Origin of the sequence: Oscillatoria salina IIICB1, assembly GCF_020144665.1 — a bacterium.
Lineage (GTDB): Bacteria > Cyanobacteriota > Cyanobacteriia > Cyanobacteriales > SIO1D9 > IIICB1.
This window is the reverse complement of record NZ_JAAHBQ010000043.1, coordinates 42,193-54,007: the sequence shown is the minus strand read 5'-3', so window position 1 is coordinate 54,007 and position 11,815 is coordinate 42,193. Positions and strand designations below refer to the sequence as shown.

Below are 11,815 nucleotides of genomic sequence, written 5' to 3'. Positions count from 1 at the left end.
CTAAATAAATTCCACAGTTAATAAGTTTATTAGCGGTTCGTTCGGCAAAGATACTCGATGAATGGCAGTTGTTCTGAGTTTTTAATCAGATTTTGTTGACAGCCAAACAATTAACATAACCTCCTTCTGTTTGGAGAAATTTTACCACAAATATTTCCTTGGTACTACACTTCTAAAAAGTCGCCCTCCGCTCCGCTAAAGGGCGAGGCTTTAAACCCAGTTTTTCTGGTAATATCTACAAATAATTGCCCAATAACCTAATCTTTTTCCTTCTGAAAATTAGCTTTTGCCGCACTTTTAAGCGCAAAACTAACCAACCAGGGACTAAGTAATAAAACAATCAACATTCTCGTCATTTGTGCCATCACAACTAAGCCCACATCACCTCCCAACTGCACAACTGTAGCAATCATTGCCTCAATTCCTCCAGGAGTGAAACTTAAAACCGCCGTCACCACATTAACATCAGTAACTAAATGAAACCCATAGCCAACTCCCAGACAAATCAAACTCAGGACAATGACTAAAACAACCTCAATCAAAACTGCTTTGAAAAGTTTGCGAACTGTATGAAAGTCAAATTTGAGTCCAATAAAAAGCCCAAAAACCAAAAGTCCGCCAGCGAACAAAAATGGTGGTATTTGTAATTGATAAGGGAGTCCCGAAAATGCAATTAGCCCCACTAGAAACGGACCTAAAAACGGTGAAGCAGGTAAGCGTAAGCGACTTCCTCCCCAAACACCAATAATTGCACAAACAGCTAAGATTAAAAGATTCCAACTTATTGGTATTGGCACTCCGCTAGTGGGATAAATTGTTGTTGTAGCTTGTACTTGGGTGACAGAATTAGCAGGAAAAAGTAAACTAGCCGCCAGAGGAATGAATAAGACAACGATCGCCACTCGCACATATTGCAGCACAGAAACCGCGATCGCATCTGCACCCATTTCTTCACTCATCGCAACAATCGCTGAAGCTGCACCTGGTGTCGAACCTAAAAAACCCGTTGCTCGATTAATACCCGCCCAACGCTCTAATAAATAGCCATTAAAGAGACTTAAACTACCCGTGATAAAAATACATAACAACAACGGTAAAGCATAATTTGTCGCTGTAGCTAATGTCTCCAAAGAAAAACGCGCCGCAGTAGCAACACCGATAATTGATTTTCCCACAGTCGAGAAAAGCTTAGGTAAGGGTTGAGGAGAACCTCGGTTAAGAGCATAACTGATTCCCAGAATCATCGGACCGAGTAACCAAGCTACCGGAAAATTAATTTTATCTAAACAGAAACCAAAAAAAGTTGCTCCCAATAAAAGGAGAGTAATTTTGGCGATTGGCGCTTTCGCGCGAAAGCGATTTTGAATTATTCCTATCCATGCTGTGAGACAATCTTTCACCAGCAAACACTAACTCCCCAGTTTCTCTATCTGAGATTCAGCCAAACCTGTTAACTCAGCTACCTGCGTTAAACTCATTCCTTGTGACAACATTCTCCGCACAATTTGTCCTAACTGAGATTCTACTTGTTCGGCGCGTTGTCTTTCTTGTTCGGCGCGTTGTCTTTCTTGTTCAGCTTGCTGTCTCGCTTGTTCAGCTTGCTGTCTTTCTTGTTCAGCTTGCTGTCTTTCTTGTTCAGCTAAAGTTGGGATTAATTCTCCCTCCAAAGTAGCCCAGCGTAACCAAGTCGTCTCCACACCTCGATAATTCCCGTACCAACGCACCAAAGCTAAATTTAGAGAACGACTCACCAACCGATCTTGGTCATTAACTCGCAAAGGTTGGTAGGTTCCACCTTGGAGATAAAAACCCGCCCAATCATCAGGATTAAAAGGGTCAAACCAATAATATTCCGGTACGCGCAACTGATTTTGATAAATCAGCTTTTTTTCATTTTTGTCAAACCGCGCTGTACTTTCAGAAAGTAACTCAATCACCACATCTGGCGCTTTTCCTTCTTCCCAAACCACCCAACTTAAACGTTCGCGTTTCGGTACTCCCAAAACAGCAAAGAAGTCTGGACCGCGAAAATCTCGGTTGCGAATTTGTTCCAGACTGAAGTAGACGAACATATTTCCACTAGCGTAACCATCTGACCTTTGCGCTAACCAAATTTCTGTGGTATCGATCAGCAAGTCCATTTGCATTTTGTGGCGCTGTGTTTCCATGGGAATATTATCTTCAGAGGGAAGTTCTGCCGCAGTTGGAGGTAATTTTACATCGATTTCGGCGAAGCTAGTCTCAGACATGGCTGTTTCACGAGAGCAAGTTTTGATATTTCTATGTTACTGAGATCTTCTCTATAATGTGGCAATTTCCTTGATTCGCGAAATTATTTTTTTTAGTAGAGATGTTGCCTGAAACGTCTCTACATAAGCGTTTCGATTTCATCAGAAAATAAATTATCAGTTGCTTCTTCTTAAATAGCGAAAAATTCCTCAATTTCCTATTGCATTTTTGAGGAACTTTTTGATAATTCGCCTAAATATTTTACTTAGCTGAAATGGTCAAGAAATTGCTACATAAATTGTGTAGAGAAATTGCGTGCAACCTCTCTACAAGATTGTGATGCGTAGCAAACATTTGTATATTTAATCTTACAATACGCCTTTGGAACTAGGAATTTTCGCAGCGCGACGGGGATCGATTTCTAGCGCCATTCGCATTGCTCTGGCGAAGGCTTTAAAGGTAGCTTCGATGATATGATGAGAGTTAATGCCATCTAATTGACGGATGTGTAAAGTCATTTGCGAGTGGTTGGCGATCGCCACAAAAAATTCTCTGACTAATTGAGTGTCATAAGTCCCCACGCGCTGGGTGGGTATCTCCAAACCGTAACTCAAATGTGGTCTTCCCGAAAAGTCCAAAGCAACTTGAATTAAAGCTTCGTCAAGAGGCGCGATAAAATGACCGAAACGGTGAATTCCTTTACGAGAACCAAGTGCTTGACAAATTGCCTGACCTATGGTAATACCAACATCTTCATTAGTATGATGGTCATCAATTTCTAAATCTCCCGTAGCTTGGACATCAAGGTCAAGCAAACCATGAGAAGATATTTGGTGAAGCATATGGTCGAGGAAAGGAATACCAGTATTAGCCGAACATTCACCTTGACCATCAAGATTAACAGTTACTCGGACATCAGTTTCGCCTGTAGTGCGTCGAACCGAAGCAGTGCGAGACTGTTGTAATGGTGGATTAGTTTCAGAAATTGCGCGATCGCGTGTTTGCATAAGTCTTTTCCTGTGAACAGTGAACAGTGACCAGTTAGCAGTGAACAGTTAGCAGTTAGCAGTGAACAGTTAGCAGTTACCAGTGAACAGTGAACAGTTTATAGTTTAAGCTAACAGGAATTTAAATTGGGTATGGTTAGCAACCAAGATGGGATCGCTACAACCTTTTCGCAATTGCTGATATGTTGGTTTAAATGGCGAACCACTTATCTCCCTTGTCTCCCCCCTCATCCTTGTCTCCAATTTCTACTGATAACTGATAACTGATAACTGGTAACTGAAATCCCCAATCCCCAATCCCCAGTCACCAGTCCCCAGTCCCCAATAACCTACATACCCATTATTTCGTAACCTGCGTCAACGTAGAGAACTTGACCAGTAATTCCACTAGCAAGATCGCTGCACAAAAATGCGGCTGCATTACCTACCTCTGTTTGCGTTACAGTGCGTCGCAGAGGAGCAACTTCTTCAACATGACGAATCATCTTCCGGATACCACCAACTGCGGAAGAAGCGAGGGTGCGAATCGGTCCTGCGGAGATAGCATTAACTCGAATATTATTCGATCCTAATTCCGACGCAAGGTAGCGGACGCTCATTTCTAAGGCTGATTTAGCTACACCCATAACATTGTAGTTAGGAATTACCTTCACTCCACCAAGATAGGTAAGAGTAACAATACTTCCTCCCTCGCTCATTAAAGGTTTTGCAGCACTTGCTAACCTTGTCAGCGAATAGGTGCTAATTTCCAAAGCGGTAGTAAAACCAGCCCTGGATGTAGAACTAAAATCGCCAGATAAATCTTCTTTACTCGCAAAAGCGAGACAGTGAACGAGAATATCCAGTTTGCCCCATTTTTCCTTAATTGTCTCAAACACTGCATCAACTTGGGCATCGTCTTGGACATTACAAGGTACAAACACAGTCGGATTGAGAGGTTCGACTAGTTCGCGAACTTTTTTCTCAAAACGTCCTTTTTCATCAGGTAAGTAATTTACACCGATTTCTGCTCCCGCTTGATGTAGCTGTTGAGCAATTCCCCAAGCAATAGAAAGATCGTTAGCGATTCCGGTGACAAAAGCCTTTTTTCCAGTTAAATCGAGCATAGCGGTCTATTTTAACAGTTTGTTTAGAGTAAGTTATTAACAGTGGGATGTTTCCCTGTGGGATCGTACCATGAGGTAGGGTAGTCAGCATACGAGCCAACTGCAATGGCGATCGCTACTGTAATTTTAGGAATTGAGAAAAATTACAGCGTAAAATGTATTCAGTAACACAAACCTTGTCCCCAAAAGTAGATTAAGAGTTGTCTCTAAGTCGGGATATCAAGTTTTGTAAATCATGAAAAAGCAAAAGTTTCTCAGGCGTGGAAGAAAGTAATGGAACTCGCAGTGACCCAAGAGAAATCCCTAGCATCTGTATTCCGTCAAATCGGAGGAGAGTCTTATCCGCCCGTAGTGGAAAGCTTTGAGCGGGGGAAGACCATCTTTTTCCCTGGCGATCCGGCAGAAAGGGTGTATTTTTTACTCAAAGGAGCCGTAAAGTTATCAAGAGTATACGAGGCGGGAGAAGAAATTACGGTGGCGTTGTTGCGCGAAAACAGTGTCTTTGGCGTATTATCGCTGATTACGGGTCAGCGATCGGATCGCTTTTATCATTCGGTGGCGTTTACACCAGTGGAACTACTTTCGGCTCCGATCGAACAAGTAGAGCTAGCACTGAAAAACAATCCCGAACTGTCAATGTTAATGTTGCGGGGATTATCTTCGCGGATTTTGCAGACAGAAATGATGATCGAAACTTTAGCGCACCGAGATATGGGTTCGCGGTTGGTCAGTTTTCTGTTAATTCTCTGTCGCGATTTTGGTGTCCCGACTAAAGATGGAATTAGAATCGATCTCAAGCTTTCCCACCAAGCGATCGCTGAAGCAATTGGTTCTACTCGCGTGACTGTCACCCGTTTGTTAGGAGACTTACGGACAGAAAATATGATTTCGATTCACAAAAAGAAAATTACCGTCCACAATCCCGTTGCTCTCAGTCAACAGTTTACCTAGTCCGCAACTTTCAAAGCTCCCACGGCGATCGCTAGAATCCCTTGATTTAGCGGCGAGTTCAAACTAATTAGTTAATTTTTATGAAAAATAATTGACAAAGGTAGAAAAATTAATAATTTTTTGACAAACTGTTAAGGCAGTAGTGGAAAAATGAGAGTAAATTAAGTAAATAAGCCGTTAGCTGGGCGAAAAATGAGATAAAATTAAACGATAGAAAACAAAAGTTAACCATTAGAATAAATATCACTAATCTCAAGTAGGAAGAGCCATGTTAGGAGGAGTCAAGTTCATGAAAAAATTGGTTCGCATTCTCGCTATACTCCTGGTAAGCGTAGGTTGCTTGGCGATGCTAGGACAACCAAAGGCGATCGCAGTCAATCTCAGCAGCGTTACCCTGCAATCATCTCCAGTTTTAGCTGAAGTAGCATTAATAAATCCTGCTGACGCCAAACTAGCTACTGAGTACGGAAAAAAAGTAGATTTAAACAACGCTAACGTGCGTTTTTTCCGTCAGTTTCGCGGTTTTTACCCCACTTTAGCCCAGAAAATTGTTACGAATGCGCCTTATCAAAAGGTAGAAGATGTTCTCAACATTCCTGGACTAAGCGAAACTCAGAAAGAAAGACTCCAAGCTAATTTGGATAACTTTACAGTTACCACACCTTCATCGGTTTATGTTGAAGGAGGCGACCGTTTTAACAACGGTAACTACTAAAGTCAGGAAAGTGCGATCGCGCACTGTTAAAGTTTAATCGCAAATTATTTCCAACCCACTCCCTCAAGGGGGTGGGTTATCACTTAGGAAAGAGCTACACTAACTAAAAACTTAGATTTGTCTGCCTTGGAAATTACTTCTACTTCCCAACCGTCTATTCCTACTCAGTTTGACGTACTAGTGATTGGTTCTGGTGCGGCGGGTTTGTATGCTGCACTTTGCTTGCCACAACATTTACAAGTAGGGTTGATAACTAAAGATACCTTAAAAACGGGTGCAAGTGATTGGGCGCAAGGAGGAATAGCTGCCGCGATCGCGCCGAATGATTCTCCTCAGCTACATTTCCAAGATACGATTAAAGCAGGTGCGGGTCTTGGTGAAGTCGATGCGATTGAGTTTTTGGTTGAAAAGGCTCCGGCGGCGATCGCCAATCTGGTAAATTTGGGAGTAGCTTTCGATCGCCGAGGTAAAAACTTGGCGATGACGTTAGAAGCGGCACATTCTCGCCCTCGCGTACTTCACGCGGCTGATACTACTGGGAGAGCGATCGTTAGTACGCTCACCGAACGAGTCTTACAACGAGAAAATATTCAAGTAATTACCAATGCCTTTGCTTTGAGTTTGTGGATTGACGAGCAAAGCGATCGCTGTCTTGGGGTGAGTTTATTATATCAAAGCAAAGTTTTCTGGCTGCGATCGCCTGCAACAATCCTCGCTACGGGTGGCGGCGGTCAAGTTTTTGCCCAAACTACTAATCCTGCGGTTAGTACAGGCGATGGTGTGGCGCTAGCTTGGCGGGCTGGCGCTGTTTTACGCGATTTAGAGTTCGTCCAATTTCATCCCACAGCTTTAACTGTACCAGGCGCGCCTCATTTTCTGATCAGTGAAGCAGTTAGGGGCGAAGGAGCGCATTTAGTTGATGAAAGTGGCTCTCGCTTTGCTTTTAATTATCACCCATCGGGAGAATTAGCTCCGCGAGATGTGGTGAGTAGAGCAATTTTTACTCATTTGCAAAAAACTGCCCCCGATCCCGCCAACGCTCGTGTATATTTAGACTTACGCCCAATCGATCCAGAACGAATTCGTCATCGCTTTCCGAATATTATTCAAGTTTGTCAGCATTGGGGAATAGATGTTTTTCAGGAGTTAATACCTGTTGCACCAGCCGCTCATTATTGGATGGGAGGAATTGCCACAGATAAAATGAATCAAACTTCGATTCCTGGATTATACGCGATCGGCGAAACTGCTAGCACTGGAGTTCATGGTGCAAATCGCTTAGCGAGTAATTCTTTGTTGGAATGTATCGTCTATGCGGCTGAGTTATCTAAGTTAGAAGTAGATTTAGATTTTGCTGACAAAGAGTTTAATCTTGAGACACAGATGAGTAGCTTTTCTGATGAGTTAGAAAACTCCTTAGCAAAGTTGGGCGAATTAATTTCCCCACTGCAAAAGTTAGTTTGGCAAAGTGCAGGAATTTGTCGATCGCAGAAAATCATGGAAGAGGCGATCGCCCAAATTGTTTCTTGGCGACAACAATTAGCTACCCACCCTGCTAGCCAACTTTTACTCGCTCAAAAACCTACCCAGACAATTCAATTTCAATCCGCACAAACCGAAAAAAACTTACGTTATTACGCAGAAACGTTTAACTTACTCGATATTGCTTATTTAATTCTCAAAAGTGCCGCTTTTCGCACCGAAAGTCGTGGGGGACATTATCGCAGCGATTATCCCGAAACCTCTACAGCTTGGCAACTTCATACTTTAGTCAAACAGGAGCATTGGTGGATCTCACCGCCAACTCAATCAAACAATTAACTTCCAAATAACTTACAAATTTTAATTATCTACCGCCAGCACCTTGACTATTGTCAGGACTACCGTTGTCTGGTGGCGTATATCCTTCGGAATTTGCGGTAATTGGTGTGAGCGTTGGGGAAAATAGGCGATCGCACGAACATGACTGTGCATTTGCTTTCAAATCGCTGAAACCCATTACCAGTGTCAAAGATATTGCCGCAGTTGCCACGATCCGAAAATAAGTAAACATAATTCTTACAAGAGCAAACCCTTTCTTCTTTCAGTATATTCACCGATCCCCAGTTTTGGGAAGAGCAAAAACCAAATTCTCTGTATTTTTACTGAAAGAAATTTCTACTATATAAAGAAAATGTTGTCAAGTTTTTAAACCCTTCATCAAGTATAACTTAACTTTCAGAGAAAACCAGGAGATGACCTGAGCACTAAATTTTCCTCGAGCGCCAAATTTTCGTCAAAAAAGATACTTAACGACCTAGAAATTACCACAAAAAATCAAATAGAGATAAAGAGCAAAAAGACAGAATATCCTGACAACTCAGCTTGCACCCCAAGTAAGAAAAACTTAAGCGCGATCGCACTTAAGTTGTTTTAATTTGTACATCTGTGCATCAGCTTGCTTAATTAATTCCTCAATAGTTTCCCCATCATCCGGATAGACACTAATACCGATACTAGCGGTTACGCAAATCTTATGCTCGCCAATAAAAAAACATTCCGACATAGCCGCAGTAATCTTTTGCGCCACCTTCTCAGCATCTTCCCCCTGCTTAATACCTGGAAGAATGACCGTAAATTCATCACCACCGAGACGAGAAACCACATCGCTGCTGCGTAAGCTTTTAGTTAAGCGCACGCCCACCTCTTTCAGCAACAGATCTCCAACATCGTGTCCGAAAGTATCATTAACAGGTTTAAACTTATTCAAATCGAGAAACAACAAACCCACCAGTTGCTTACTTCTTTGCGCCCATTCCAGAGATTTTGCCAAACTTTCGTAGAAGAATTTACGATTCCCCAAACCCGTCAGAGAATCATAATAAGCATCTTGGTGCAAGCGTTGTGCAGAACGTTTAAGTTCCGCATTATGGCGGCTCAAATCAGCCGCCAACTGCCTTAATTGCTCTTCCAGGCGCTTACGTTCAGTAATATCGCGAATTACCCCAACTAAGAAGACATTACCAGCCGCATCCTGATGCAGCGACCTTTTCGTCGCAATTAAATGCGTCATCCCTTGAGCATCAGTAAACTTCTCTTCATTTTCGCAAGCAGTATTATTCTCAAACACAAAGCGATCTTGAGACCAAAAAACATAAGCTTCATTCGCCGGAAAAATATTGCGGTCAGTTTTACCCAATAATTCCCCCAACGAATAACCGCTAAAATCACAAAAAGCCTGATTGAGAATAATCCAGCGATAATCTTTATCCTTAACAAAAATTGGATCGGGAATCTTATCAATCACACTTTGGAGAAATTCTTGAGAACGTTTAAGTTCTTCTTGTTGATGAGCCAACTGGCTAGTAACCACCATTGCAGAACCGATCAATCCCAACCAAGGTGGAACCAAAGGCAACCACCAGCCAACTAAAAAAGCTAGATAAGCACCACCAGTGAGAACAACAGCAGCAATTGAAAGAGCAACAGAACCCTGGAGCGGATTTGGCGAAGAAGAAATTATTATTGCTCCAACCAAAGCCCAGCCAAGAATCCAGAGCCATTCTAGCAATTCAGGCAAAACTCTCATCAAAGATCTACCTGAAATTGCCGCACTGAGAATTTGACTAATAAAATTAGCGTGTAACTCTACCCCAGAAAACAGTTGAGGATCTTGAGAGAAACTAGTACTGTAAGGGATCAAAAAGAAATCTTTAACACTTGATGCCGTCCAACCGATCAAAACTAGGCGATCGCGTACTAAATCTGCTGATACTCGATCGGACAAAACATCACCCATCGACACTTTCCGAAACTTAGCGGGATGGACATAATTTGCTAATACTTGGTAGCCTTTAGCATCAGTTCGGATGTAAGCACCATCATTGGTTTTAAAAGAGCGAAAAACTCCTTTATCCAGTTGTAAATAATCCGGATTTATCGTTGCTGGTTGAGGAGTAATTGCTTCAGACTCAAGATAAAGTAAAGCTAATTTGAGAGCAAAACTGGTGTGTAGTTTGCCATGTTGATGAGAGTAAAGCAAAAAGCGACGCACTTTACCATCAGCATCTGTCACCACATTATTAAATCCCACCCCATCTTTTTCACTCAATTGTGGCGGTGGTGGCACAGCAGGAGTATTTTTAGCTTCGAGTTTCTCAATGCCAATCAGATTAGGAATTCGACTAGAAACCTCAACAAATTCTTCATGTCCCGGTTCTACTGCCAAATCCCGATAAATATCTAAACCAATCGCCCGTGGTTGTGAAGCATTTAATTTCTGCAAAAGTTGTGCCATCACCCCATCAGGAATGGGCCACTTTCCCACCTGTTGAATATCTTCCTCGTTAATTTCAACAATTAAAAAGCGATCGTCGAAAGTTTGGCGATCGCGCCAATCGCGCAGACGGAACATTTGGTCGTAAACTGCTAATTCTCCAGCCAGTAACAACCCATTCAAACGCAAAATAATTACTCCACCTGCAACGCTGAAAGCACTCAGTAATACTCGGCGTAATATGCGGCGATCGCCGCTCAACCACCGCTTCAGCCTTACTCGCAAACTCTTTTTTTTCATTTACTGTAATCAAACGACAGGGTTTGCTAATTTTTGCACTTTTCCAACTAACAAGTACGATTATTTGCTGATTAGTTGAATATCTTCAATACCTTCATAGCGAATTCCTAACCTCAGATTTAACTTTAGTTAGGCTTGCACCCTGTCCGAGCTTGCCGTCTATTTCCAGCGATCGGCAAGCAGTTGTTTGTCTTTGCTTAACTAACTAGTAGATGCGAGTATCGATCGCTACTAACTGTTAACTTTCTGGCATTGTGTATTTAAAGTTTTTGGTACCTTGATAATCAGACAATTCAGCTAATTCATCCAGAGTTTTTACGCCTGGGTATAACTGACCTTTAATCTCCCAAGTTGGATAAGATTTAATCCCCGTTGCTTGACAAACTTCTTGTTGAGGATTTACCCCGCGAGGGTCGCATTCAATGTAATCAATTTCCGCAAATGCTTTCTTACCAAACAATTGTTTTTGTTCGTAGCAGTGGGGACACCAAAAAGCACCGTAATTCTTCACGCCAATCTCGGTCAAATAATTAGCCAAGGCAATTTCTGCTTCGCCAGAGGTAGTCGTAATTTCCCAACCATAAGGCGGTACTGGTTGTGTAGTAGCTACAGGAATAACAGTCTGACCTGAGGATGAGGTAACTTCTGGAGAGTTAATACCAGAATAAACTCCCAGAGTTCCTACCAACGTCACCATTGCAACTAAAGTACCAGTGAAGAAAATTTGTCCGAAATCTTCCCATTCCCGACCAATAACTGTCAGAATTAACAAACTCAGGGAGAAAAGAGCCGAGCCGATGCAGTAAAGACACACTGCTTGAATTTCAGTAGTTAGAATGTACATCAAATAACTGCTGAAGACACTCATCGATGTCGCACCAGCTAACAGTAGTAACCAAGTCCAATTTTCGAGTTGATTTTTGAGTCGTTTATTGCCTTCTCCCTTCATTGCTATAGGACCAAGAGCAAACACACTCATACTGGTATAAGCAAGAAAACCAAACAAAGACAGTGGCAGACCAAAAACCGTAGCATAAGGACTATTGAGGACATCATTGCAGCTACTAGCTGAGGCGGCAGCATCAGCAGCACAAGTAACCTCACCACCAGTGAGTTTAACCACAGTCAGATAAGCAGTTAAAATTGCACCTACGATCGCGATCGCACCAATTATCGGACGCGACCAGCGTTGAATCCAAGGAGTAGAACGTCGGCGGCTCATTTTCTTCAAAAATTTCCCTATGTAGTTACA

10 protein-coding genes are annotated in these 11,815 nt (G+C 42.3%); 3 read left to right on the top strand and 7 right to left on the bottom strand.

The genetic code is table 11. From position 1 onward, the window contains the following. Nucleotides 1-257: 257 nt before the first annotated feature. The 4 genes from G3T18_RS14280 to fabI form a co-directional block, all read right to left on the bottom strand. Nucleotides 258-1,400, bottom strand: a complete 1,143-nt coding sequence (locus G3T18_RS14280; protein ID WP_224411236.1) for an AbrB family transcriptional regulator — start codon at nucleotides 1,398-1,400, stop codon at nucleotides 258-260. A 9-nt stretch (nucleotides 1,401-1,409) separates the two neighbouring features. Further along, nucleotides 1,410-2,249: a Uma2 family endonuclease gene (locus tag G3T18_RS14275; RefSeq protein WP_224411235.1), complete on the bottom strand. Its 840-nt coding sequence runs from the start codon at nucleotides 2,247-2,249 to the stop codon at nucleotides 1,410-1,412. A gap of 348 nt (nucleotides 2,250-2,597) precedes the next feature. Continuing rightward, on the bottom strand, nucleotides 2,598-3,236 hold the full coding sequence (hisB, locus tag G3T18_RS14270) for an imidazoleglycerol-phosphate dehydratase HisB (RefSeq protein ID WP_224411234.1): 639 nt from the start codon (nucleotides 3,234-3,236) through the stop codon (nucleotides 2,598-2,600). Between the two features lie 329 nt (nucleotides 3,237-3,565). Continuing rightward, complete coding sequence (fabI, locus tag G3T18_RS14265; protein WP_224411233.1) at nucleotides 3,566-4,342, bottom strand: enoyl-ACP reductase FabI; 777 nt, start codon at nucleotides 4,340-4,342, stop codon at nucleotides 3,566-3,568. A gap of 273 nt (nucleotides 4,343-4,615) precedes the next feature. On the opposite strand from fabI, the gene ntcA reads away from it, so the two are divergent. From ntcA to nadB, 3 genes are all read left to right on the top strand, one after another. Next, nucleotides 4,616-5,293, top strand: a complete 678-nt coding sequence (gene ntcA, locus G3T18_RS14260; RefSeq protein ID WP_224411232.1) for a global nitrogen regulator NtcA — start codon at nucleotides 4,616-4,618, stop codon at nucleotides 5,291-5,293. Nucleotides 5,294-5,582: 289 nt separating this feature from the next. Then, nucleotides 5,583-6,008, top strand: coding sequence for a photosystem II complex extrinsic protein PsbU (gene psbU / locus G3T18_RS14255; RefSeq protein WP_224411231.1), 426 nt, complete (start codon nucleotides 5,583-5,585; stop codon nucleotides 6,006-6,008). A gap of 117 nt (nucleotides 6,009-6,125) precedes the next feature. Further along, nucleotides 6,126-7,829 carry an L-aspartate oxidase gene (nadB, locus tag G3T18_RS14250; RefSeq protein WP_224411230.1) on the top strand — a complete coding sequence of 568 codons (1,704 nt, stop codon included), beginning with the start codon at nucleotides 6,126-6,128 and terminating at the stop codon, nucleotides 7,827-7,829. A 25-nt stretch (nucleotides 7,830-7,854) separates the two neighbouring features. Here the strand turns inward: nadB and G3T18_RS14245 are convergent, their stop codons facing one another. The 3 genes from G3T18_RS14245 to G3T18_RS14235 all read right to left on the bottom strand — a co-directional run bounded on the left by G3T18_RS14245 (nucleotide 7,855) and on the right by G3T18_RS14235 (nucleotide 11,785). Beyond that, nucleotides 7,855-8,061, bottom strand: coding sequence for a hypothetical protein (locus G3T18_RS14245; RefSeq protein WP_224411229.1), 207 nt, complete (start codon nucleotides 8,059-8,061; stop codon nucleotides 7,855-7,857). Between the two features lie 333 nt (nucleotides 8,062-8,394). Next, nucleotides 8,395-10,563, bottom strand: a complete 2,169-nt coding sequence (locus tag G3T18_RS14240) for a CHASE2 domain-containing protein (RefSeq protein WP_224411228.1) — start codon at nucleotides 10,561-10,563, stop codon at nucleotides 8,395-8,397. A gap of 238 nt (nucleotides 10,564-10,801) precedes the next feature. Then, nucleotides 10,802-11,785, bottom strand: coding sequence for a vitamin K epoxide reductase family protein (locus tag G3T18_RS14235; RefSeq protein ID WP_224411227.1), 984 nt, complete (start codon nucleotides 11,783-11,785; stop codon nucleotides 10,802-10,804). Nucleotides 11,786-11,815 lie beyond the last annotated feature (30 nt).

Coding starts and splice junctions, on each gene's coding strand:
- G3T18_RS14275 (WP_224411235.1), bottom strand. CDS start 2,249: ATGTCTGAGACTAGCTTCGCCGAAATCGATGTAAAATTACCTCCAACT.
- hisB (WP_224411234.1), bottom strand. CDS start 3,236: ATGCAAACACGCGATCGCGCAATTTCTGAAACTAATCCACCATTACAA.
- fabI (WP_224411233.1), bottom strand. CDS start 4,342: ATGCTCGATTTAACTGGAAAAAAGGCTTTTGTCACCGGAATCGCTAAC.
- ntcA (WP_224411232.1), top strand. CDS start 4,616: ATGGAACTCGCAGTGACCCAAGAGAAATCCCTAGCATCTGTATTCCGT.
- psbU (WP_224411231.1), top strand. CDS start 5,583: ATGAAAAAATTGGTTCGCATTCTCGCTATACTCCTGGTAAGCGTAGGT.
- G3T18_RS14245 (WP_224411229.1), bottom strand. CDS start 8,061: ATGTTTACTTATTTTCGGATCGTGGCAACTGCGGCAATATCTTTGACA.
- G3T18_RS14240 (WP_224411228.1), bottom strand. CDS start 10,563: ATGAAAAAAAAGAGTTTGCGAGTAAGGCTGAAGCGGTGGTTGAGCGGC.
- G3T18_RS14235 (WP_224411227.1), bottom strand. CDS start 11,785: ATGAGCCGCCGACGTTCTACTCCTTGGATTCAACGCTGGTCGCGTCCG.